Here is a 23639-nt window from a genome sequence, read left to right as displayed (position 1 = left end):
ATGAAGGGAAAGAGACGGCGATAGCTACGCAGCGGATGCACCAAGTGCCACCCCAAGGGCTTCTGCCCCACCCAGCTTAGCGGATGCGCTCCTTCCCTGCTGCCGGGATCCCCTCCTGCTTTTGATAGCTCTAAGGAGGACTCGCCCTACCCTTGCCGCCGCTTGCCGGACAAGCCTTTCCCCTGCCGTCTTTTGCGCCAACGGCGCCAGCGCGAGACCAGGCAATCGCTGAGGCTGTGGTTGACGGCTCCCAGCTCCAGTCCTAGGCTCACCCAAAACAGCGTTGCGGCGTGGGCTTGCAGCCAGTGCCAGAGGCTCTCCCGCCAGATCCCCGGCTGCCACTGCCACCAGCCCAGGCGGGATCCCAGCCAAGCCGCTGGCAGGCCCACCCCTGTCACCCACAAGCCTAGGTAGAGTAGCCGCAGAGCGGTGCCCACCAGCGGCCCGTGGGACCAAAAGGAGCGATGGTGCAGCCAGCGACGGTAGGGAAGCCAAATCCAGCGCAGGAACAGCCAGCGGCGGTACTGCCGCGAGCGTGTATCCAGATCCCCGGAAAACATCAGGCCGGCAAAAAGATAGGCCGATCCCGCTGCGAGAGCCGCTGCGGTACTGTCACTTACCCAGCCTACCGCCAAAGCGATGCCGGGAGCCGTCCAAAGGGTGAGGCGATCGTGGGTGGATCCCCGGGGCATCCAGCCAGTGCAGCGCTCCACTGGAGCTGAGTCTAGCCGCAAGGGGAGGAAAAGGCTGGGATCCCACGATTAAGACGATCCAACACCTGCAGCTGCCGGTAGAGCATCTCCACCCGCGGCATCTGGACCCCGCCCTGCTGGGCATAGCGGAGAGGGTTGGCAAAAATAGCCTCCAGTTCCAGGGGACGCTTGCGCTCGTAGTCAATCTTCATGCTGGTGCGGTAGGGAGCCATCTTCTCGGTGTTAGCCAGCATTTCTGGAATCAGGGAAGGGGGAAGCCGGCGACCACAGGCCGCAGCTCCCTCCACCACCTCCTGCATCAGGGCTTCTGCCAAGGCGCGGGCTGCCGGGTCGCGGATCATCTGCTGGGTGTCGGCATTAAAGACCACCGAGAGGCCATTGAAGGGAATGTTCCAGACCAACTTTTGCCAGCGGGCCAACATCAGATCTGGTGAGAGGGCAGTGGGGATCCCAGCCCGCTGAAAATCGGCCTGGATCTGTTGCAGACGGGGTGTGATTCCCTGGGGGGCATAGCCAGGGCCGTATTCGGCCAGCAGCACCGAGCCATAGTCGAGGTGGCGGATGTGGCCGGGACCAACTTTATTGGAGCTGATGAAACAGAGGCCACCCATGATGCGCTCGGGGCCAACGCAGTTGGCAATCTCCGGCTCTGCCCCTAGCCCATTTTGCAGGAGGATCACCACCCCTCTTTCGGCCAGCACGGGCGGCAGCAACTGCGACAGAAGGTGATTTTGGGTTGCTTTCAGGGCCACGATGACCCCCTCGCAAGGGGGCATCTCCTCCACGGAGACGTAGGCATTGACCTGGGGCAGGTGAAAGTCTCCCCAGCAGGATTCCACCCACAGCCCGTTCTGGCGCACGTGCTCGTAGTCACTATGGAGCAGGAAATGCACCTCAAAGCCAGCCTGCTGTAACTTGGCTCCGTAGAATCCTCCCAGGGCACCGCTGCCCAAAACAGCGTAACGGCGGTTTTCCGGCAACATAGACCTAGCAACAACCTTGGGCCGCTGAGCCTCACCCTATCGCCCTCTGGGGCGCTTCCTTGGGATCAGGGTCAATCAACAGTACCCGCTCCTCACCGTCGGTTTCCCGCAGCTGCACCTTAACCATTTGCTCAGGGGTTGTGGTTAGCCTGTGGCCGCAGTAGTCTGGCTGAATGGGGAAGTGCCGATGGCCGCGGTCAATCAGCACGGCTAAGCGCACCCGTTCCGGCCGTCCAAAGTGGCTAAGGGCCTCCAAAGCTGCCCGGACCGTGCGGCCGTGAAAGATAACATCGTCCACCAGCACTACCTCTTGGCCAGTTAGATCCCGTGGCATTTCACTGCGATTGGGGGTGCGCAGCCGGCCAGCGCCCAGGTCGTCGCGGAAGAGGGTGATGTCCAACTCCCCTACCTGGGGTGGGATCCCAAACAGCTCGGCCATGCCATCCCGGAGCCGATAGGCCAGGGGCACCCCGCGGGTGCGGATGCCAATTAACACCAGCCTGTCCAGGTGGGGGTGATCCCTGCCGATTGCCGCCGCCAAAGCGGCAATTTGCCTAGCCATCTCCTGGGCACTGAACACCTCGGTTGTGGACATGGATCCCCTGCGTCCCCTTGTTGTTAGTGGGGGCTGACATCCCAAGTTAGCCCAATCTGCCGCTGAGATCCCCAGCCAGTAGGATAGATAAAGCAAAGGCAAAAAGACTCCAGAAGGGAGGGATCCGTCATGTCCACTGCAGGGCCAGTTGCGGCGGAGAAAAGATGGATGTGGGCCCGCTGCTTACGGGCCGTACTGGCGGCGCTCCTGGGGCTGGCGTTGGGGTTAGTCCTGCTGGGATTGCCAGCCTGGGCAGAAGACTACAGCAAGCGGGAGCTGCAGGGGGCAAACTTTGCCGGACAAGACCTGAGCGGCTGGAAATTCCTCAAAGCCAACCTACGGCAAAGCAATCTCAGCCACGTGAAGGCAACAGGAGCCAATTTTTTCGGAGCCAACCTCAGCAAGGCTAACCTGCGCGGTGCAGACCTGCGCGGCGCCACCTTGGACATGGCCAATTTACAGGGTGCTGACCTGCGGGAAGCCCAACTGCAAGACAGCATGATGTGGCTGGCGCGGGTGGAAGGGATCGAGATCGAGGGAGCAGACTTTACCAACGCCCTCATCCGCAAAGATGCCCTTGCTCTCCTCTGCCAACGGGCTAGCGGCGTTAACCCAGTTACTGGTCGGGCCACCCGCGACACCCTTGGGTGCGACTAGCCGCTGTCCCAGCCCCTCTCCCTAGGGGAGAGGGGCGAAATCCACCATTTGGCAGACCTAGCCTACGCAGCCACCTCAGAGCTGGCAGGCTTACGCTGAAACTGGCCGAGGAGAGAATTCCAGGCCAAGCGCGCCATCGACAGCAGCCAATTGCCCTCCAACTCTCTAAACAAGTCCATGTTGAGCTTGAAGGCATAGTTGGCTTCCGCCACAATGCGCTCGATAGTAACCTGATCCAGCCCCAGGGCATCCAGTTGAGCGCGGTAGCGCTGCTTAAACTTGCCCTCGTGGGGGATCTGCTCAAAGTCGTAGAAGGCAGTGCCCTCCCCTGGCGGCAGGCCCATGGCCCGGCGGGCAATGTTTTTCAGGATCTGGCCACCCGACAGGTCGCCAATGTAGCGGGTGTAGGCGTGGGCAATGAGCAAAACCGGATCTTTTTCCACCACTTCCCGAATGCGGTTGACATAGACTTGGCAAGCAGGGGAAGGCTTAACCACAGAGGGCCAATGGGGACCAATGAAGTAGTTTAAATCCTTCTCCAAGCTGGCCTTGCGCCACAATTCAGGGTAGTAGAGCTGACCCACGATTGGGTGATCCCGCAACTTCGCAAACCCCTCTTCCAGCGCGCTGTAGACAAAGTAGAAATTGCCCACGTAGCGGCTATAGGTACGCTTGTCGACCACCCCCTTAAGGAAACATTTGATAAAAGCCATGTTCTCGGCCATGGTGTGGGACTGCTTGGTGCCCTCCCGCAACTGGACCGATAGGCTAGCGTTTTGATGTTCCTGACTGTGCCGACTCACAAAACCCTCCTCTTGTAAACTCTCTATTGAAAACGCTGCCTGGCTCCAGCCATTGACCGGCTTATCGATAAACGGCGAAGGCTTTCCCACCTTGCAAGCTGGGTAAACTGGGCCTCCTCCTCGGGATCTCCTCAGCGCCCAGCCCGGCAAAGACAGCGCCGACCCCCTCTCCCGGGCTTGACTGTCCCCTCGCCGTCCTCTCCAGGAAGCCCGCAACCAACGGTCAACAGCCTAGAAGATTAGGATAGTCTGCCTAAGTGTGAATGGATGTGAACAATCCTTAAGGCAGGTTGGGAAGGAGGCGGGATCTGCCAGCTCCTGAGCCTAGGGCAGGGGTTGCCAGCGGCCCTTGTAACGTTCGTTGACGATCATTGGCGAGGCTTCTATAATTGAAGGCCTGACTGCAGCGCAAACCCTGCCAAGCAACGCATGACCCCACTAACTGTTCCCTCCCCTGTTCTTACCTTACCTGACCTGGTAGAGATTCAGCGGGAAAGTTTCCTCTGGTTTTTACGAGAAGGGTTTGAAGAGGAGCTCCTTAGTTTTTCTCCCATCGTCGACTACACCGGCAAGCTGGAACTGCACTTTCTGCCGGAGTATCGTCCCGGCGATCCCTCCAAAGGGTACAAGATTAGCAAGCCACGCTACGACCCAGAGGAGGCCAAGCGGCGGGACGCCACCTATCAAGCGCAAATCCGGGTGCCTACTCGCTTGATCAACAAGGAGACAGGCGAAATCAAGGACATGGACGTCTTCATGGGCGAGCTGCCCTTGATGACGGACCGGGGCACCTTTATCATCAACGGCGCCGAGCGGGTCATCGTCAACCAGATTGTGCGCAGCCCTGGCGTCTACTACAAGTCAGAGCTGGACAAAAACGGCCGCCGTACCTACAGCGCTAGTCTCATTCCCAACCGCGGTGCCTGGCTGAAGTTTGAGACTGACAAAAATGGCCTGGTATGGGTGCGCATTGACAAAACCCGCAAGCTCTCGGCGGCGGTTCTGCTCAAGGCTTTGGGTCTAAGTGACTCAGAGATCTACGACAGCCTGCGCCACCCCGAATTTTTCCAGAAGACCATGGAAGAGGAGGGGCGCTACAGCGAAGAAGAGGCGCTGATGGAGCTCTACCGCAAGCTGCGGCCTGGGGAGCCTCCCACGGTCTCCGGCGGCCAGCAGCTGCTGGAGTCGCGCTTTTTTGATCCCAAGCGCTACGACTTGGGCCGGGTAGGGCGCTACAAGCTCAACAAAAAGCTCAATCTAACGGTGCCCGAAAATGTGCGGGTGCTCACCGTTACCGACATTCTGGCTGTTATCGACTACCTCATCAACCTGGAGTATGACATTGGCCAGGTTGATGACATTGACCACCTGGGTAACCGGCGTGTGCGCTCTGTGGGGGAGCTGCTGCAAAACCAGGTGCGGGTAGGTCTCAACCGCCTGGAGCGGATTATCCGCGAGCGGATGACAGTTTCCGAGTCGGAAAACCTCACCCCAGCCTCCCTGGTTAACCCCAAGCCCCTGGTGGCTGCTATTAAGGAGTTCTTTGGCTCCAGCCAGCTCTCCCAGTTCATGGATCAGACAAACCCCCTGGCAGAGCTAACCCACAAGCGGCGGATATCGGCTCTGGGGCCTGGTGGCTTGACGCGGGAACGGGCTGGCTTTGCCGTGCGGGACATTCACCCCAGCCACTACGGGCGGATTTGTCCCATTGAAACCCCCGAAGGACCCAACGCAGGGTTGATTGGATCCTTAGCCACCCACGCCCGTGTCAACCAATACGGCTTTATCGAGAGCCCCTACTACCGTGTCGAGAACGGCGTGGTGCGCAAAGACCTAGGCATGGTCTACCTCACCGCCGACGAGGAGGACGAGTATCGCGTGGCACCAGGGGATGTGCCGGTCGATGCCGAGGGCCGCATCACGGCCGAGGTCGTGCCAGTACGCTACCGTCAAGAATTTACCACTGCCCACCCCAGTGAGGTGCATTACGTGCAGGTGTCACCGGTGCAGGTCATCTCGGTGGCCACCTCTTTGATCCCCTTCCTGGAGCATGACGACGCCAACCGCGCCTTGATGGGAGCCAACATGCAGCGCCAGGCGGTGCCGCTGCTCAAGCCGGAGCGGCCCTACGTGGGCACTGGTTTAGAAGCCCAGGCGGCGCGGGACTCTGGCATGGTGGTGGTGTCGCGCACCAATGGGGTAGTGACCTATGTTTCTGCGGATGAAATTGTGGTGCGGCCAGACGATGGCGGGGATCCCATCGTCTACCGCCTGCAAAAATATCAGCGCTCCAACCAAGACACCTGCCTTAACCAGCGTCCTTTGGTTTACGTGGGGGATCGGGTCGTGACCGGCCAGGTGCTGGCCGACGGCCCAGCAACCGAGGGCGGCGAGCTGGCCTTGGGCCAAAACGTACTGGTGGCCTACATGCCCTGGGAGGGCTACAACTACGAAGACGCCATCCTCATCAGCGAGCGGCTGGTCTACGATGATGTCTTCACCTCAGTCCACATTGAGAAATACGAAATTGAGGCCCGGCAAACCAAGCTAGGGCCGGAGGAGATTACCCGCGAGATCCCCAACGTAGGCGAGGATGCCCTGCGCAACCTGGATGAAAACGGCATTGTGCGCATTGGGGCTTGGGTAGAAGCCGGCGACATCCTCGTGGGCAAGGTGACGCCCAAAGGGGAGTCGGATCAGCCTCCGGAAGAACGCCTGCTGCGGGCCATTTTCGGCGAGAAAGCCCGCGACGTGCGAGACAACTCCCTGCGGGTGCCCAACGGTGAGCGCGGGCGGGTGGTAGATGTGCGCATTTTTACCCGTGAGCAGGGGGATGAGCTGCCGCCGGGTGCCAACATGGTGGTGCGAGTCTACATTGCCCTCAAGCGCAAGATTCAGGTGGGGGATAAGATTGCTGGCCGCCACGGCAACAAGGGCATCATCTCCCGCATCTTGCCGATTGAGGACATGCCCTACCTGCCAGATGGCACCCCAGTGGATGTGGTGCTCAACCCCCTAGGGGTGCCCTCCCGCATGAACGTGGGCCAAGTGTATGAGTGCCTACTGGGCTGGGCAGCAGAGCACCTAGGGGTACGCTTTAAGCTAATGCCCTTCGATGAAATGCACGGCCTGGAGGCTTCCCGGCTGACAGTGGAGGCCAAGTTGCGGGAGGCGCGCGAGAAGACTGGCAAGGACTGGATCTTCAACCCTGAAGGCAAGTACTGTGGCAAAGTTCAGGTGTTTGACGGCCGCACGGGTGAGCCTTTCGACCAGCCGGTTACGGTGGGCCGTGCCTACATGCTGAAGCTGGTGCACTTGGTGGACGACAAGATCCACGCCCGCTCCACTGGCCCCTACTCGCTGGTAACCCAGCAGCCCCTGGGGGGCAAGGCGCAGCAGGGTGGCCAGCGCTTTGGCGAGATGGAGGTGTGGGCTCTGGAGGCGTTTGGGGCGGCCTACATCCTGCAGGAACTGCTGACTGTGAAGTCGGACGACATGGTGGGGCGCAACGAGGCCCTCAACGCCATTGTCAAGGGCAAGCCCATTCCTCGACCCGGCACGCCGGAATCCTTCAAGGTGTTGGTGCGGGAGCTCCAGTCCCTTTGCCTAGATGTCTCCGTGCACAAGGTAGAGGTGGACAGCAAGGGCCAGACCTACCACGTGGAGGTAGACCTGATGGCTGATGTCTCGACCCGCCACACTCCCTCCCGGCCCACCTACGAGTCAATTACGGCTGAGGATCTTTCTCCGGCGCCTAGGGAGGACTTCTCCCCAGCCAGCCGCAGTTGGGAGAAGGAAGAAGACGAGGACGATTTCTAGGGGGCGCTGGGTAGGTCTAAGGTCCCAGCCAACTGAGGAAGGAGGGGGATGATCCCTCTCTCCTTCCTGTCCAGGTGCTAGGGCAGCAAGTCAGGAGAAATGGCAATGGCCAGAACAGAGCAGCGCTTTGACTACATCAAGATTGGGTTGGCCTCTCCAGAGCGAATTATGGAGTGGTGCCAGCGCACGCTACCCAATGGCCAAGTGGTGGGAGAGGTCACCAAGCCAGAGACCATCAACTACCGGACCCTTAAGCCGGAGATGGATGGCCTCTTTTGTGAGCGCATCTTTGGGCCAGTTAAGGACTGGGAGTGCCACTGTGGCAAGTACAAGCGCGTGCGGCACCGCGGCATTGTTTGCGAACGCTGTGGGGTGGAAGTGACGGAGTCGCGAGTGCGCCGCTATCGCATGGGCTACATCAAGCTGGCCGCTCCGGTTACCCACGTTTGGTACTTGAAGGGGATCCCCAGCTATATTGCCACGCTGCTGGACATGCCGCTGCGCGACGTGGAGCAGGTGGTGTACTTTAACGCCTACGTCGTGGTGGATCCGGGCAATGCCCCCAACCTCTCCTACAAGCAGCTGCTGACTGAGGACCAATACCTCGAGATTGAGGATCAGATGTACGAGGAGGGATCCCAGCTGCAGCTGCCGGAAAACTGGGCCATGATTGGGGCGGAAGCTATCGAACGCCTGCTCAAAGACATTGATCTAGAAAAAGAAGCGGAGCAGTTGCGGGAGGAAATTGCTACTGCCCGCGGCCAGAAGCGAGCGCGCCTGATTAAGCGGTTGCGGGTTATCAACAACTTCATTGCCACTGGAGCTCGGCCTGAGTGGATGGTGCTGCGGGTGCTACCCGTCATCCCACCCGATCTGCGCCCAATGGTGCAGTTGGATGGGGGCCGTTTTGCCACTAGTGACCTCAACGACCTCTATCGCCGCGTGATTAATCGCAACAACCGCCTGGCGCGCCTGCAGGAGATCATGGCGCCAGAGATCATTGTGCGCAACGAAAAGCGCATGCTACAGGAGGCGGTAGATGCCCTCATTGACAATGGGAGGCGGGGGCGCATGGTGGTGGGGGCTAACAATCGTCCCCTCAAGTCTCTCTCAGACATCATCGAGGGCAAACAGGGGCGCTTCCGGCAAAACCTGCTTGGCAAGCGCGTGGATTATTCTGGGCGCTCGGTAATTGTGGTGGGGCCCAACCTGCGCATGCACCAGTGCGGCCTGCCCAAAGAGATGGCCATCGAGCTGTTCCAACCCTTTGTCATCCACAAGTTGATCAAGCGGAACATCGTCAACAACATCAGAGCCGCCAAAAAGCTAATCCAAAGCAATGACCCGCAGGTTTGGGATGTCCTGGAGGAGGTCATTGACGGCCACCCAGTTTTGCTCAACCGCGCTCCAACATTGCACCGCCTCGGGATCCAAGCCTTTGAGCCGGTTCTAGTGGAGGGGAGGGCGATTCAGCTCCACCCCCTGGTCTGTCCAGCTTTCAACGCTGACTTTGATGGCGACCAGATGGCCGTGCATGTGCCCTTATCCTTGGAAGCCCAGGCGGAGGCGCGCCTGCTGATGTTGGCCACCAACAATATCCTCTCCCCCGCCACCGGTGCCCCCATCATTACCCCTACCCAAGACATGGTGTTGGGCTGCTACTACCTGACCGTGGACAACCCCGAGGCGCCTGAGATTAACGACCGCTATTTTGCCAGCCTGGAGGATGCCCTCATTGCCTACGACCGCGGCATCATTGGTCTGCACAGCAAAATCTGGGTGCGCTACAGCGGCCCCATGGAGTTGGGCAAAGGAGAAAAAGAGTCAGAGCCCCAGATTATCGAGGAACCAGGCGGCACCCGACTCAAGATTACCAACTACCGTCGCATTCGCGAGGACCAAGAGGGCAACGTAATTAGTCAATACATTCGCACTACACCGGGTCGGATCATCTTTAACAAGACGGTGCAGGACATTCTGTCGGCGTAATTCCCCCTTTTCTAGCGAGGCACCATGAGCGAAAAAGGACGAATTTCTCCCAGCTGGATGCGGCGGCCTGCTCCTGGCTCTAGGACCGAGACCCCGCCGCCTCCTGTTCCCTTTCGCAACTATCAAATCGGTAAAAAAGAGCTGCACAACCTCATTGCCTGGGCCTTTGCCCGCTACGGCACTGCCCGCACAGCCCAGGTGGCGGATGCCCTGAAAGCGCTGGGCTTTAGGTACGCCACCCAAGCTGCTGTCTCCATCAGCATTGAAGACCTACGCATCCCGCCCAGCAAGCGGAAGCTGTTGGCCCAGGCAGAAGCAGAGATCGAGGCAGCCACAGAGCGCTTTATCCGCGGCGAGATTACGGAAGTGGAGCGCTATCAAAAGGTCATCGACACTTGGAACCAAGTCAATGAGCAAATTAAGGAGGAGATGCTCAACAACTTCCGCCAGAACGATCCTCTCAACTCGGTCTACATGATGGCCAACTCGGGGGCGAGGGGCAATGTCTCGCAAGTGCGGCAGTTGGTGGGCATGCGCGGCCTCATGGCCAATCCCCAGGGGGAGATCATTGACTTGCCCATTAAAGCCAATTTCCGCGAGGGCTTAACTGTTACCGAATACATCATCTCCTCCTACGGGGCGCGCAAGGGCTTGGTGGACACAGCGCTGCGTACTGCCGACTCTGGCTACCTCACTCGCCGCTTGGTGGATGTCTGCCAGGACGTGATTGTGCGAGAGGTGGACTGCGGCACGGACCAGGGGATCCCGCTGCAGGCTTTGATGGATGGAGACAAGGTCGTGGTGCCCCTGGAGGAGCGCTTGGTGGGGCGGGTGCTAGCCCAAGATGTGGTGCATCCGCAAACCCAGGAGATCATTGCCCGCCGCAACCAAGATGTAGATCACGATTTAGCCAAAGCCATTGTGGAGGCCGGCATCCAGCAGGTGATGGTGCGTTCTCCCCTCACCTGTGAAGCCAACCGCTCGGTGTGCCGCATGTGCTACGGCTGGAGCCTGGCCCATTCCCGTCTGGTGGATCTGGGTGAGGCGGTCGGGATCATTGCTGCGCAATCGATTGGAGAGCCGGGCACCCAGTTGACCATGCGCACCTTCCATACGGGGGGGGTGTTTACAGGGGAGGTGGCTCGCCAAATTCGCGCCCCCTTTGCCGGTGTGGTGCGCTTCCCGAAGAATCTGCGCACCCGCCCCTTCCGCACCCGCCACGGTGATGACGCCCTCCAGGTGGAGGTCAATAACCAAATTGTCCTGGAGGGACCGGATGGACAGCGGGAAGTCTTCGATCTAACCCAGGGATCCACCCTGCTGGTGCGAGATGGGGCGCAGGTGCAGCGGAATCAGTTAATTGGGGAAGTGGCTGTAGCCAAGGCCGTGCGCAAGAGCACCGAAAAAGCCCAGAAGGAGGTAGTAGCCGATTTGGCGGGGGAAATTCGCTTTGCTGACCTGCCCATTGAGGAAAAAACCGACCGCCAGGGCAACACTACCTCCACTGCCCAGCGGCAAGGGCTGATCTGGGTTCTGTCTGGCCAGGTGTACAACCTGCCTCCGGGCGCCGAGCCAGTGGTGAAAAACGGGGATCGGGTGCAGCCGGGGGATGTGATTGCCGAAACCTCCCTAGTAACTGAGCATGGCGGTATGGTGCGCCTGCCAGAGTGCAGCGACATCAAAGGTGGACGGGAGGTGGAGATTATCAATGCGGCCGTGGTGCTCCACGAGGCGCGGGTGCGGGTGGAATCTCACCAGGGCCGAGAGCAATTTTTGCTAGACACCCCCAGCGGCCAGACTTTTGTCCTCAAAGCCACGCCAGGTACCAAAGTCGGCAACGACGAGGTGGTGGCAGAGCTAATCGACAACCACTTCCGCAGTCAAACGGGGGGCTTGGCCAAGTTTGCTGGCATTGAGGTAGCTCGGCGGGGCAGAGCAAAGCAGGGCTACGAGGTCATCCGCGGCGGCACCCTGCTGTGGATCCCGGAGGAGACCCACGAGGTGAATAAGGACATCTCTCTCTTAAACGTAGAGGATGGCCAGTACGTGGAAGCCGGCACTGAGGTGGTGAAGGACATTTTCTGCCAAAATGCCGGTGTAGTTGAGGTTATCCAGAAAAACGACATCCTCCGGGAAATCATCATCAAGCCTGGATCTCTGCATTTGGTGGAGGATCCCGCTGACTTGGAAATCCCCACTGGAACCTTCATCCAGCCGGGTCAAAAGCTGCTTAGCAGCATTGTTCCTGACCGACTGGTCTATCTGGAGCAGGTGGAAACCCCCGAAGGACCCGCCGTCCTCCTGCGCCCGGTGTACGAGTATGAAATTCCCGATCGACCTGTGGTGCCCACCCAGGAGTCCACGAGTGAGTCTGGTCGCTCCATTCGCCTGCGGGCTGTACAGCGGGTTCCCTTTAAGGACGGGGAGCGGGTCAAGTCGGTGGGTCCAGTGGAATTGCTACGCACACAATTGGTGTTGGAGATCGATACTGACGCCCCGCAGCTGAAGGCTGATATTGAGCTCATCCAGGATGAGAAGGATCCCAGTATCCGCCGCCTGCAACTGGTGATTCTGGAAACCTTGGTGCTGCGCCCCGATGTGGAGGCAGATCTCACCCAGGGGAGTACCCACACCCGGCTGCTGGTCAATCAAGGAGACACTGTTGGCAAAGGGGGAGTTATCGCCCGCACCGAGATCCAGGCCAAAAAAGCCGGGATTGTGCAAGGGATCCGCCAGGGCACTGAGGTAGTGCGGCGGGTGCTAGTCATTACCGACGACGATCTGCTGACGGTGCCCTTAAACGGACCCGCTAGGGTCGAGGTGGGAGCGCTAGTGCGAGCTGGAGATGAGCTGGCGCCAGGGATCGCTGCTCCTGAGTCGGGCCAAGTGATGCAAATTGCGGAGGGGCACCTGGTGCTGCGGCTGGCGCGGCCCTACCTGGTTTCCGCAGGTGCCATCCTCCAGGTGCGGGATGGAGATCTCGTGCAGCGGGGAGATGCCCTAGCCATCCTCATCTTTGAGCGGGCCAAGACCGGCGACATCATCCAGGGGCTGCCGCGGGTGGAGGAGCTGTTAGAGGCTCGCAAGCCCAAGGAAATGTGTGTCTTGGCCAAGCGACCCGGCATCGTGCAGCTAAGCTGGCAGGGAGAAGAGCCGGATCTAAGGGTCATCGAGGCCGATGGCACGGTTACTCCCTATTCTGTGCTGCCAGGGCAGAGCTTGGTGGTGGTTGACGGCCAGCCGGTGGGGGTAGGGGATCCCCTAACTGACGGCCCCGCCAACCCCCACGATCTTCTGGAGATCTACTTCGAGTACTACCGCCAGACCCTGGGAGATGACCAAGCGGCGCGGCTGGCCCTGCGGGAGGTACAGCGCTTCCTCGTCAACGAGGTGCAGAATGTCTACCGCTCGCAGGGGGTAGAAATTGCCGACAAGCACATTGAGATTGTGGTACGCCAGATGACCTCTAAAGTGCGGGTGGACGACAGCGGTGACACCGTCCTGTTACCGGGTGAGCTGGTAGAGTTGCGGCAAATCCAGCAAGAAAATGCCTCCCTAGCGCTCAGTGGAGGGGCACCGGCCAAGTACACACCCGTCCTCCTGGGGATCACCAAGGCCAGCTTGAATACCGATAGCTTCATCTCAGCAGCCAGCTTCCAGGAAACCACGCGGGTGCTCACTGAGGCAGCCATTGAGGGCAGATCCGACTGGTTGCGGGGCCTGAAGGAGAACGTCATCATCGGCCGCCTGATCCCGGCAGGTACAGGCTTTAGCACCTACCAGGAGGTAGTGCCAGAGCCGGAGCCTCCTGAGGAGGAAGAGCATCCCGTAGTCCTGCCGGGGGTACCACGCCGCGTGGTCCTAGAGGATGACCAACTCATCGACGACTCCACCCCTATTGACGAGCCAACAGAAGAGGAGGAAGAAGAAGAGTAAGCGAGGCCACCTAAGTTGCGGTTGCTGTCCCTCCTGCTAACTTGGCAAGGAGGGATGGCTCCCCAAAAGGTGGCCTGTTTTTCCCTTCGGGGTTAGGGGCTGCCAGGTTTCCCAGAGGTCAATGGCCTGTTTGCTTTGCCCGCATGGGGGTTGTTGGGCAGACCCCACCTCGCGGTAGAGCCAAAAGCAGGGCAACACCACCTCGTAGGGATCCACAGCAGCCAAGGCCAAAACATTCCCACCGCCTAAAGGCGGGGGATTCTTACGCAGTTCAACAACGAACTTGTAAAGGCACTGGCAAGATGCCTCTAGACAGTCCCTTGAGGCAAAGCCCCTTAGCGGGACGGAGTCCTTGCAGGCTGGCTGAGACGTTAGTATCTCCCGGACGCTTGCCACCGTTTTAGGGACTCGCCTGGGAACAGCAACCTGAGCGAGCTTTTCCGCCCCGCCCTCAAGGGCTGGGTTCTGGACAGGCTGCGCTTAGCCGCAATGGCTCCCAGGGCAAAGTTCAAGAAGCTCACCACCCGCTCAGACTCTTCAGAACGGGCTTAAGCAAAGTCGGCATCCTGCTGCCAATCTGCCTAAGGTGAGTGGTAAAGAAGCGCTTCCGCGTCGTTTTTTTAACCTTGAGCCTAAGCTGCCGGCAGGAGAGGGCGAAAGCCGTGCTTGCGCGACAATTGCCCAATGAGCTCTAGTTTCTCCAAAGTAATGAGGTTGCGGCCCCAACTGAAATTGGTGTGCAGACCCTCGAACTCCAGCAGCATTGCCTCGGCAAAGCAGGCAAAGAGGTGACGGGCGGGGTTGGCCACATTCAAAAATTGCATGATATTCCACTCAATATCCAGGGCGTGTTCCACCATGCCGCCGTCGATGACATATAACCCCTTGCGCTGCAACCGAGAGGCGATGTTTTTGGGATAGCCGCCGTCGATGATGACGCAGGGATCCGGCAACACTTGGGGATCGAGGGTTACCCCCTGGCTCATGCTGGCCACCCAGACAATGAAGTCGGCGCGCGGCAAGGCCTCTTCTAGGGAAGAGATCTCCCCTTTTTTGAGGGTGGCCTGCAGTTCTTCTAGGCGTCGCCGCTCGCGGGCTATGAGCAACAGCTTGGCTACTGAAGTGCAGTTCACCAGCCACTGACAAATGGCACTGCCGATATCGCCGGTAGCTCCCACCACGGCAACTGTGGCAGCAGCCAAGTCCATAGCGTAGCGCTGGGCTGCCGCCTGCAATTGTTGACAAATAATGTAAGCGGTGTGGGTGTTGCCAGTCGTGAAGCGCCGGATCTCCAGGTCAACGTTGCGCACCCGCTTGAGGGTTTCGAGGCGAAAATTCTCAAAGATAATGCTGCTAAACCCGCCTAGCGCAGTGATATTGAGGCCCCGCCGCTGCGCTAGGGCCATGGCATTTAAAACTTTACGACAGGCCGCCTTTACTCGACCCCCAGCCAGCATTTCCGGTAGGAAACAGGATTCAACGTACTGACCATAAATTTTCTGGCCAGTGATACTGGTAACTACAATCTCATCCACCACTTGAGGTGGAGCCATACACCAAAATTCCAGGTCACTTTCCGCATATTCGGCATACCCCAGCTTGTCTGCCACCTGCTTTGCGTTGGCCAGGCTAGTCAAGTGCCCGATCAGGCCAAACATAGACGCCCACTCACTTCTTCCATCCGGATCCCATCAAAACATGTCCCAGCAAGAGTAGGGAGCGCTCCAGCTAGGCCAGACACCCCATCGGCAGGCAGAGTAGAGGCGGGTCAAGCAGCCCGCAGACCCTGGGCTGAGAGGCGCATCACCTCGCGCGTGCTAAAGCCAATGTTGGCCAGCGCTTCGCCATAGGCAATGAGGAAGTCCTCCACAATGGCCTCGCGATCCATGTAGATAGCTTCTATGTCTTCATTCACCTGCTGCAGCATCTGCCAGACCAGGGGCAGATTTTGGGCGTTGGCCGCTTCAATTTGGGCTTTGACCTCAGCAAAGTTTTCGCCCAGCCAGCGCTCGCCAAAATTAAGGTGGAAATATTCGTCCTTGACTACCCCTTCTGTAATCTTGCGGGCAAACTCATCGGCAACTGGGAGGTAGATGTTGTAGGCAGCAATGGCAAAGCACTCGATGATTAGCGACTGAATAACCAAGCAAGTAACCAAGTCTGCAGCTGCTGCCGCTTTTTGGAAATTATTCCGCAAGGGGGCAAAGAAAGTACGGGCAAACTCCCTCTCGGGTTCTACCTGCAGATTTTTGCCACAGGCTTGGAAGCCCTTCATGTGGCGCAGTTCCATCTTGGCCAACTTGCGCAGCTCCTCTGCAGCTTCCGGCAGCATTTCGGCCAGCTTAAGGTAGTTGTTATGGGCTTCCTGTTCCCCTTCGATAACAATGCCGTTGATACGGGAGTAGGCCTGCCGATACCGTGGGCTGCTGTAGTCTATCCCATCGGCAGGGGAGGGAGAGGTGTTGGGCAGGACGTTCGCTGGGGCCATACGCATGCATCTCCTTTTGTCGTCGTAGATTGCTGGGAACCGTTTGCCAGCCAGCAATCCTAGGGCTTGCCACCCAATTGTTCCTCTACTCAGGATAGCCTTAGGTGGCGCGGAATTTGTCGGATCCCCTTTGCCTGAGGAGACAAGCCTGTTAGGGTGAGTGCTCAAGTGGTGTTGGGGGGCCTGTGGTATGTCTGCTCTTGGGGATGGCCTGCAGCAGTTGCGCCAGTTGCTGGTGGAGCTGGAGGAACAATCCCTCGATCAGCCAATTGGCAGTGCCGAGGAGGTGTTGCAGGCAATCGAGTTGGCAACGGCTTTTGAGCTGTTCGAGGCAGAGAGCAGTCGCTTGCTGCTCCAGATTGTGGCCAATCTTTGGGATCGGGTGCGCCAGCACGATCTGTCGGCGCCGGAGATTGCAGTGGTGGCGGAGAAGCTGCGGGCAGTGGGCTACACAGACGCTGAGATCGAAGAGATTTTGGATCTAGAGCCGCAGGAAGACTAGCGAGAGGCTAGGCAGAAACCATGCCCAGTTCCTCAGTATCTGCTTCCAGTTGGGTAGCAGGGTTGTAGCAGGCTCCGCGCAGGTTAGCCAGTTTCAGCTTGCAGCCGCTGAGGTTAGCCCCTTTGAGATTGGCACTGCTGAGGTTGGCCCCCGCCAGGTCGGCCTGGCTAAGATCGGCGCCACTTAGATCGGCTGCAGTCAGGTTGGCGCCGCGCAGGTTGGCTCTTTGCAATTGGGATCCTGGCAACTTGGCTTTCTCCAGGTTGGCCAGGCGCAGGTTGGATCCCTGCAGATCGGCCTGGCTAAGATCGGCGCCGCTAAGGTAGGCCCGCTCCAGGTTAGCCCCCGCTAGCTTGGCTTGCTGGAGGAGGGCCCCCCCTAAGTCAATCCCAGGTAGCTCCGCGCCAGTCAAGTCAGCTCCTGGCAGTTGGCTGTTGCTGAAATCGCGCTCACCCCTGCTGTAGCGTTGCAGCAGTTCCGTTACGCTCTCAACCATTCCCCTTTTCCACACCCAACAAGTCGGATCTTAGGGGGGAGAACAGTTGCTGCCAAGAATACAGCTGCCGCAGCCAGCTCCCCCTTCTTCAAAACCGCGCTAGGATGGGCACATCCCCACTCTTGTCCCAAACCTCCTGTGATGGACTTGCCCCGCGTGCCCCGCTCCCGACCTCGGCCAAAGTTGCGCTCGATCCCTCGCCGCAAAACCGAATCTGCCCTCTATGCCGAGATGCAGCAGCTCTCGCTAGAAAAGCAGCGGCTTAATCAGGAACTGGAGTTTCTCCAGGAGCGGCAAGGGCAAATACAGGCACGGCTTCAGGAAATTGAACAAGCGCTGCAGCATTTTCAGCAGGCAGCAGAGGCTTTTCGAGATCCCGCCTCTTCCCCAAAGCCCCATCCTGCCGGCTTTTCTCCCTCGCGCTTCCTACCCATGACCTTTGAGTACTGAGCCAGTTTGCAGGGGGGCAAGCCAGCTGCGTGCCTGAACCTGGGAAAGCCAATCTTACAGGGGGTTAGGGAGAGTGGTAGGCTGATCCTAGCAGTGAGGCCGAGGTCCTGCAGCAGACCAGTTGTCTGGCAATTGCCCCCGGCTTTCCCTGGCGGGATCCGACGCCCAGCTTAGGAGCCACTCATTTTTTCCAACATCGCTAAGTCCACAACTACAGCTGAGCAAACAAGGAGCTAAACCACAACCATGGTTAGTGCTACTGCCACTGCAGCCAACGTTGGCTACATTACCCAGGTCATTGGACCGGTGGTTGACGTCGAGTTTCCCAGCGGCAAGCTGCCCCAAATCTACAATGCCCTCAAGGTGGAGGCCACTACCGAAAGTGGTCTGAAGGTAAAAGTTACCTGTGAAGTGCAGCAGCTTTTGGGAGATAACCGCGTGCGGGCCGTGGCCATGTCTTCCACCGATGGGCTGGTGCGGGGTATGCCGGTGGTGGATACAGGCGCCCCAATTACTGTGCCAGTGGGTGAGGCCACCCTGGGCCGTATTTTCAACGTGCTGGGAGAGCCGGTGGATCAGGGAGGGCCGGTACAAGCTAAGGAGTATGCCCCTATCCACCGCAGTGCTCCGCCCTTGGTGGAACTCAGTGTCAAACCGGAGCTCCTTGAAACTGGCATTAAGGTCATTGACCTGCTGGCCCCCTTCAAGAAGGGCGGTAAGGTAGGCTTGTTTGGGGGTGCCGGTGTAGGCAAGACCGTACTTATCCAGGAGCTAATCCACAACATTGCCGAAGAGCACTCTGGCCTGTCAGTGTTTGCCGGTGTGGGAGAGCGCACCCGCGAGGGAAACGACCTCTACAACGAAATGAAGGAGTCTGGGGTGCTGAGTAAGGTGGCGCTGGTCTACGGCCAGATGAACGAGCCGCCGGGTGCCCGCATGCGGGTGGGCCTCACCGCCCTGACGATGGCCGAGTACTTCCGCGACGTCAACAAGCAGGACGTGCTGCTGTTTATCGACAACATCTTCCGCTTTGTGCAGGCTGGCTCGGAAGTGTCGGCGCTGTTGGGCCGGATGCCCTCGGCGGTGGGCTATCAGCCAACCTTGGCGACAGAGATGGGCAACCTGCAGGAGCGGATTACCTCCACCAAGCAGGGATCCATCACTTCTGTGCAGGCGGTGTATGTGCCTGCTGACGACTTGACGGATCCGGCACCAGCGACGACGTTTGCCCACCTGGATTCGACAGTGGTGCTGTCGCGCAGCTTGGCAGCCAAGGGCATTTACCCCGCGGTGGATCCCCTGGATTCTTCATCCACAATTTTGCAGGCGGACATTGTGGGGGAAGAGCACTACAACACAGCCCGGGCAGTGAAGCAGACGCTGCAGCGCTACAAGGAGCTGCAGGACATCATTGCTATTTTGGGCCTGGACGAGCTCTCGGAGGAAGACAAGCTGGTGGTGGCCCGTGCCCGCCGCATTGAGCGCTTCCTGTCGCAGCCCTTCTTTGTGGCGGAAGTGTTCACGGGCTCGCCCGGCAAGTACGTGAAGTTGGAGGATACCATCAAGGGCTTCCAGCGCATTCTCTCGGGAGAGCTGGACGAGCTGCCGGAACAGGCCTTCTACCTGGTGGGCACCATCGAGGAGGCCATCGAGAAGGCAGAGAAGCTCAAGTCCAAGTAACTCCTTCCCCCCTCCCCAAGGGGAGGGAGAGGAGGGGGGCCAGGGACCCTTGGCCACAGGCCGGAAGCAGTACCGTAACAGGCGTACCTAGGCCTGCAGGACTTGGCTGCGGGGGAGATCAGCCGCCCCAGCTCGTTGACTGGGTAGGCGCCCTTCTCCCTGGTCGTTGGAGGGCAGGGCGGCAAAGCAAAAGCAAGAGCCCCGCCCACTCTCGGCTGCTGCCCCAGCTTCCAGGCGCTGATTCTTCCTGCGCGCCAGGCTTTAGGAGGCTGTCTCCTCGTTGGTGGTAGAAGGAAGCTCGACGCTTAGGGAGGGATTCTCCAGCTGCAGGGAGAGCTCATAAAGGCGGCGCCGCGTCCAGAAAGAGGATCCCTGCAGACGCTGAGCCAGTTGTCGGCTGGCGGCGGAGCGGGGCAGGCCCTTAGCCAGCAGGCAAGCCAGCTCCTGGCGCACTTCTGCTTCGGAGGGGGAGATTTCCTCGCCCTTTTCTAAGGAAGGCCGCCCCTCCAGAACAAGGGTAAATTCTCCCCGCGGCGGCTGGGCAAGGCAGTGCTCCAGAGCAGCGGCCAGGGATCCCCGCCAAAAGGACTCGTGCCATTTGGTGAGCTCGCGGGCTAGCACAATCTGCCGCTGGGGGCCGCAGTGCACTAGGAGATCCTGCAAGGTCTGCTGCAGGCGGTGGGGGGCTTCGTAGAGAACGATGGTGCGCTCTTCTTGGGCCAGTTGCTGCAGGCGTACCTGGCGCTGCCTGGGTTTAAGGGGAAGAAAGCCCTCGAAGACAAATCGTTCGGTGGGCAAGCCGGAGGCCGTCAACGCGGCCACTGCCGCCACAGGCCCAGGCACCGGGATCACCGGGATCCCAGCTTGGATACAGGCGCGCACCAACTCCTGGCCTGGATCGGAGATGGCGGGTGTACCGGCATCGCTGATGAGGGCCACCGACTGCCCTGCTGCTAGGTACTTGAGGATCTGCGGGATCCGCCGACTGGCATTGTGCTCGTGGTAGCTAATGAGGCGAGCGGAAATTTGAAAATGGCTAAGAAGCTGACCAGAATGGCGGGTATCTTCCGCAGCCACCCAGTCCACCTCTTGCAAAACTCGCAGTGCGCGTAGGGTGATATCTTCGCGGTTGCCAATAGGAGTAGCCACCAAGTAAAGGGCGGCGCTGGGGTGCTCCATTCCCGGGGCCCGGAGGGATCTCCAGGCTAAGGGCTTGTAATTTGGAAACGACTCTCAGCAGCAAGAAAGCCCTCTTTTGAGGGCCTCCTTAGGGATACTGTTTGCGCCGTTTTACCGTTGTTTTCGACCTGGAAAATCCACGATAGGACATCGGGGATGACTATTGATAGTTTCCAAACCAAGTTTGGCCTACTGCTCTCACATCCACACCCGTCCTAATTTCCAAAGGGTATCGATCGCAAAAACATAACGGCAGTCACCAACGCCTCAGTATCCTTTGGCTATCATACCGCATTCCTGGGCTAGATCTGTCAAGGACCTAGCAAGGATTTGCAGGGAGGGAGGCTAGGCCCGCCTTTAGCTACGATAAGGGACAGCTCAACCTTTTGGCAGCCATGCTGGGTTCTCTGTTGGACAACATCTACGGCGCCTGGTTTTTACCCGAGCGTACCTTTCGCCTGCTGCGACAGCAGCCTGTCCTCTGGCAGGCGTTTGTGGTGGTAGCGCTGCTCCACATCCTCGAGGCCCTTCGCCGCTTTGGGGTAAACTTGCCGAGCTTGGTACTGGCCGTCGTGGCGGGATCCCTAAGCTGGGTAAGCTCAGCAGCTTTGTTGCAGGGGCTGGCCTTTTGCTTTGGGCGGGCTGCCCCTTCCTTTGCGGCACTGCTTTGCCTAACGGCCTTTGCCGGTTTGCCTTGGCTGCTCCTGGGGCCTGCCCAGTCTTTGGGCGGGGTGGCCGGATCCCTCTTGGGCTTAGTGGCGCTAGGGTGGTTTGCGGTCTGGCAGGTGCGGGCAGCGGCGGTGGCCCTGGATCTGGAGTGGTGGCGTCTAGTTGGCCTAATCCCAATGGCCTTTCTGGGAGGGATCCTGTCCCTGAACTGGTTAACCAGCGGCCTCCTCGCCTTGGCTTCTCTGGGCTAGGTGGGGAGGAAGTACTCGTTGCAGCTCGGGTCTTTCCTCGGGGAGGATGGCGCCTTCGATGGGGCAAACCTGTAAACAGATGCCACAGTCGATGCAGACGGCAAAGTCAATCCAGAAGTAGTTGGTGCCTTTGGCATTTTTGCCATCCCCCGGGTGAATACAGGCAACAGGGCAAGCCTCCACACAGTCGGCAACGCCTTCGCAAACGTCGGTAACAATGGTGTGTGGCATGGATCCCTCCCGCCGGCAATTCTCACTCCTGCTGGTCAGGGCAGTCAGCCTCAAGTCTGTCCGCCCTCTGTCCGTGGCTTGCGGATGGTTTTGTCATTCTAGGCGAAAACGGGCCTCTTGATGGGTAGTCCCCGCAACTGCAACAGTAGCAAAGGTGAAGAGGGAGAGGGGAAGTTTGGGCTAAGCTTTCTCTGAGGAAAGCCAAATCAAGCGGGAGTGGCAGCCATGCGGTGCTCGTGGCCCCTGGCGCTGGGCTTAGGTTGGGTGCTCACCTGGTCGAGTGCTAGCCTACCGACGTGGTCCCAAGGCGTGCAACAGCAAGCCTCGCTGGCCTGGACGGAGGCCTATGTGGCGGCGTTGGAGCGCCAAACGGATCTGGTGCTTACTCAGGAGCCGCTGTCGGCCCCTCTCACCCGCCTAGAACTGGCCCAGTGGCTGACGGAGTTTTTCGGCTACATCCCCAACCCCAAGCAGGTCCAAGAGATTCGCGATCTCGAGCCCAATACCCCCGACTATTGGACAGCCCAGGCGGTGCTGCAGGCAGGGGCAATGCGCCTGTACGAAGGCAACGAGTTTCGCCCGCAAGGGGATCTCACCCACCTGGAAGCTCTGGCTATTTTGGTGCGGGCCCTGCAATTGCCTGCCCCCACCCCAGCTGACATTGAGCGCTGGATGGCTTTGTACACCGATGCTGCTGAGGTGCCAGAGGTAGGGCGGGCTTTGGTGGCCATGGCAGGGGAAGCGGGCCTAGTGGTGAATGTACCGGATCCCGCCAAGCTGCGGCCCAACCGAGTGCTTAGCCGAGCTGAAGGGGCAGTGCTGTTGCATCAAGCGCTGGTGTATCGCGGAAAGCTGCCGCCTCTGCCGCCTCCAGTAGCCCAGCTGCGTCCTTCCCCTGCAGCGGTAGCCACGAGGGTTCAGCCTGAAATCTTGCAAACACGAGTTATTCCTGAAGCGGGAGTGGTGCCGCCAGGGGGAACCTTGACCGTTGAGGCCCGGGGCACCCCCAATGGCAAGGCCAGGGTGGATATTGGCGATCTGGTGCGTGGCTTGCCCATGGAAGAGGTGCAGCCCGGCTACTACCGTGCCGTCTACACCCTTGGCCCCCAAGACAGGGCCCTTGGCCCCGACCTCCGCATTCAACTCAGCCTCAACGGGCTGGAGACCCGTGTTCAGCGGCGACTCCCTCAGTTGGCCCTGGGCAATGTTGCGCCCCCGCCGGTGCAGCCCCTCTTCCCTCCGCCACCTATTGCTACTCCTACCCCCGTGGCCACCAGCCTTGCCCCTCGCATCACGGCTATTCGTTTGGATCCCCAGCGCGACCTGGTGGAAGGTGACATCCTCACCATCGCCATCTGGGGGGACTCGGGGGGAGTGGCCCAATTTGACCTGGGCAATCTGGCCCTGAACCAGCCAATGCGGGAGGTGCGGCCCCACCACTACGAGGGCACCTACGTGGTGGCTCCCACCCACCAGGCCACCAACCCCACTGTGCGGGTTGTGTTAACTAAAGACGGCCTCAGCCAGGAGTACCGGGAGATCTTTCCTTTCTCCATCGATGGATCTAAAGGGACCCGCTCCACCATTCAGCCAGCTTCTCGGCCTTTGGCTGCTGGGCCGCCCCAGATTTTTAGCGTCGCCACCAACAGCACCAACCTGCGCCCAGGTGAGATCCTCAAAGTTACGATGCGAGGGGATCCTGGAGGGAGAGCTGCCTTTCGCATCGTTGGGGTGACGCCGGAGGTGGAGATGCGAGAGGTGGCACCAGGCCTCTACGAAACCCAGCAACAACTGCCCCTTAACATGCAGCCGGTTACCAACGGCGTCATTGAAGTAATCTTGGAGCGAGGCGGGCAGAAAACCACCCAAACTAGCCCCTCACCTATTACTATTGCTCCTTGAGCACCTGCTACGCAGTATTGCAAGAACTTTATCCCACTAGCGCAAATAGGAGCTATAGGCTGGTCCAGCTATGGGCTGAGGATTTTGAACAAACCGGTAGCGATGACCTGAGCTACTGCCCAACCAGACATTCCCAGAAGTAGGGGGGAACACTGTCCCTTTTCTGTACCCTACTTCCACATAGAGGGCAGGCTTCAATGGCTTACGCCACGCTCTGGGAACGCTTCAATTGTCCCTCTACGAGCAACCCCAGCAGGTCCCACCGCGTGGTTACACCCGAGACCCTCCTACCCCCT

At 59.4% G+C, this 23639-nt stretch carries 16 protein-coding genes, 1 other RNA gene and 1 pseudogene; 8 read left to right on the top strand and 10 right to left on the bottom strand.

Translation table 11 applies throughout. The features are described 5' to 3' along the window. Positions 1–146: 146 nt before the first annotated feature. The 3 genes from NW830_RS09090 to pyrR are packed head-to-tail and all read right to left on the bottom strand — an operon-like array spanning position 147 to position 2291. Positions 147–692, bottom strand: coding sequence for a metal-binding protein (locus NW830_RS09090; RefSeq protein ID WP_414361952.1), 546 nt, complete (start codon positions 690–692; stop codon positions 147–149). 32 nt (positions 693–724) lie between these two features. Then, positions 725–1696: a putative 2-dehydropantoate 2-reductase gene (locus NW830_RS09085; protein ID WP_414361954.1), complete on the bottom strand. Its 972-nt coding sequence runs from the start codon at positions 1694–1696 to the stop codon at positions 725–727. 31 nt (positions 1697–1727) lie between these two features. Next, the gene (gene pyrR, locus NW830_RS09080; protein WP_414361957.1) at positions 1728–2291 is read right to left on the bottom strand and encodes a bifunctional pyr operon transcriptional regulator/uracil phosphoribosyltransferase PyrR; all 564 of its coding nucleotides are present in this window, start codon (positions 2289–2291) and stop codon (positions 1728–1730) included. Between the two features lie 129 nt (positions 2292–2420). Here pyrR and NW830_RS09075 point away from each other — a divergent pair, with 129 nt between their 5' ends. Then, the gene (locus NW830_RS09075; RefSeq protein ID WP_414361960.1) at positions 2421–2948 is read left to right on the top strand and encodes a pentapeptide repeat-containing protein; all 528 of its coding nucleotides are present in this window, start codon (positions 2421–2423) and stop codon (positions 2946–2948) included. A 62-nt stretch (positions 2949–3010) separates the two neighbouring features. Here the strand turns inward: NW830_RS09075 and NW830_RS09070 are convergent, their stop codons facing one another. Next, entirely contained in the window at positions 3011–3751 is a 741-nt protein-coding gene (locus NW830_RS09070; protein WP_414361962.1) for a heme oxygenase (biliverdin-producing), read from the bottom strand. Between the two features lie 429 nt (positions 3752–4180). On the opposite strand from NW830_RS09070, the gene rpoB reads away from it, so the two are divergent. After that, the gene (gene rpoB, locus NW830_RS09065; RefSeq protein WP_414361963.1) at positions 4181–7570 is read left to right on the top strand and encodes a DNA-directed RNA polymerase subunit beta; all 3390 of its coding nucleotides are present in this window, start codon (positions 4181–4183) and stop codon (positions 7568–7570) included. Between the two features lie 105 nt (positions 7571–7675). Then, a pseudogene (locus tag NW830_RS09060) lies at positions 7676–13495 on the top strand (DNA-directed RNA polymerase subunit beta'); the annotation flags it as partial. A 632-nt stretch (positions 13496–14127) separates the two neighbouring features. Here the strand turns inward: NW830_RS09060 and NW830_RS09055 are convergent. Continuing rightward, positions 14128–15153: a long-chain acyl-[acyl-carrier-protein] reductase gene (locus NW830_RS09055; RefSeq protein WP_414361965.1), complete on the bottom strand. Its 1026-nt coding sequence runs from the start codon at positions 15151–15153 to the stop codon at positions 14128–14130. A 110-nt stretch (positions 15154–15263) separates the two neighbouring features. Continuing rightward, positions 15264–15983 carry an aldehyde oxygenase (deformylating) gene (locus NW830_RS09050; RefSeq protein ID WP_414361966.1) on the bottom strand — a complete coding sequence of 240 codons (720 nt, stop codon included), beginning with the start codon at positions 15981–15983 and terminating at the stop codon, positions 15264–15266. A gap of 190 nt (positions 15984–16173) precedes the next feature. On the opposite strand from NW830_RS09050, the gene NW830_RS09045 reads away from it, so the two are divergent. Beyond that, a complete protein-coding gene (locus NW830_RS09045) occupies positions 16174–16485 on the top strand; it encodes a hypothetical protein (RefSeq protein ID WP_414361968.1) in 312 nt (103 codons plus the stop codon). Between the two features lie 7 nt (positions 16486–16492). Here the strand turns inward: NW830_RS09045 and NW830_RS09040 are convergent, their stop codons facing one another. Continuing rightward, positions 16493–16981 carry a pentapeptide repeat-containing protein gene (locus NW830_RS09040; protein WP_414361970.1) on the bottom strand — a complete coding sequence of 163 codons (489 nt, stop codon included), beginning with the start codon at positions 16979–16981 and terminating at the stop codon, positions 16493–16495. A 141-nt stretch (positions 16982–17122) separates the two neighbouring features. Here NW830_RS09040 and NW830_RS09035 point away from each other — a divergent pair, with 141 nt between their 5' ends. Then, the gene (locus NW830_RS09035; RefSeq protein ID WP_414361972.1) at positions 17123–17431 is read left to right on the top strand and encodes a gas vesicle protein GvpV; all 309 of its coding nucleotides are present in this window, start codon (positions 17123–17125) and stop codon (positions 17429–17431) included. 246 nt (positions 17432–17677) lie between these two features. Continuing rightward, a complete protein-coding gene (atpD, locus tag NW830_RS09030) occupies positions 17678–19111 on the top strand; it encodes a F0F1 ATP synthase subunit beta (protein ID WP_414361973.1) in 1434 nt (477 codons plus the stop codon). Positions 19112–19372: 261 nt separating this feature from the next. Here atpD and rsmI read toward each other — a convergent pair whose 3' ends face one another. Then, positions 19373–20290, bottom strand: coding sequence for a 16S rRNA (cytidine(1402)-2'-O)-methyltransferase (gene rsmI, locus NW830_RS09025; RefSeq protein ID WP_414361974.1), 918 nt, complete (start codon positions 20288–20290; stop codon positions 19373–19375). A 90-nt stretch (positions 20291–20380) separates the two neighbouring features. After that, a non-coding RNA gene (ssrS, locus tag NW830_RS09020) (6S RNA) lies at positions 20381–20567 on the bottom strand. Positions 20568–20685: 118 nt separating this feature from the next. Between ssrS and NW830_RS09015 the strand changes: the two genes are divergently transcribed. Then, on the top strand, positions 20686–21210 hold the full coding sequence (locus NW830_RS09015) for a hypothetical protein (protein ID WP_414361975.1): 525 nt from the start codon (positions 20686–20688) through the stop codon (positions 21208–21210). Here the strand turns inward: NW830_RS09015 and NW830_RS09010 are convergent. Beyond that, complete coding sequence (locus tag NW830_RS09010; RefSeq protein ID WP_414361976.1) at positions 21172–21441, bottom strand: indolepyruvate ferredoxin oxidoreductase subunit alpha; 270 nt, start codon at positions 21439–21441, stop codon at positions 21172–21174. The genes NW830_RS09015 and NW830_RS09010 overlap by 39 nt on opposite strands. Before the next feature lie 225 nt (positions 21442–21666). On the opposite strand from NW830_RS09010, the gene NW830_RS09005 reads away from it, so the two are divergent. Next, complete coding sequence (locus tag NW830_RS09005; protein WP_414361978.1) at positions 21667–23343, top strand: S-layer protein; 1677 nt, start codon at positions 21667–21669, stop codon at positions 23341–23343. The last annotated feature ends 296 nt before the right edge of the window (positions 23344–23639 follow it).

Source organism: Synechococcus sp. OH30 (assembly GCF_047462175.1).
Lineage (GTDB): Bacteria > Cyanobacteriota > Cyanobacteriia > Thermostichales > Thermostichaceae > Thermostichus.
This window is presented reverse-complemented; position numbering and strand designations above follow the sequence as displayed.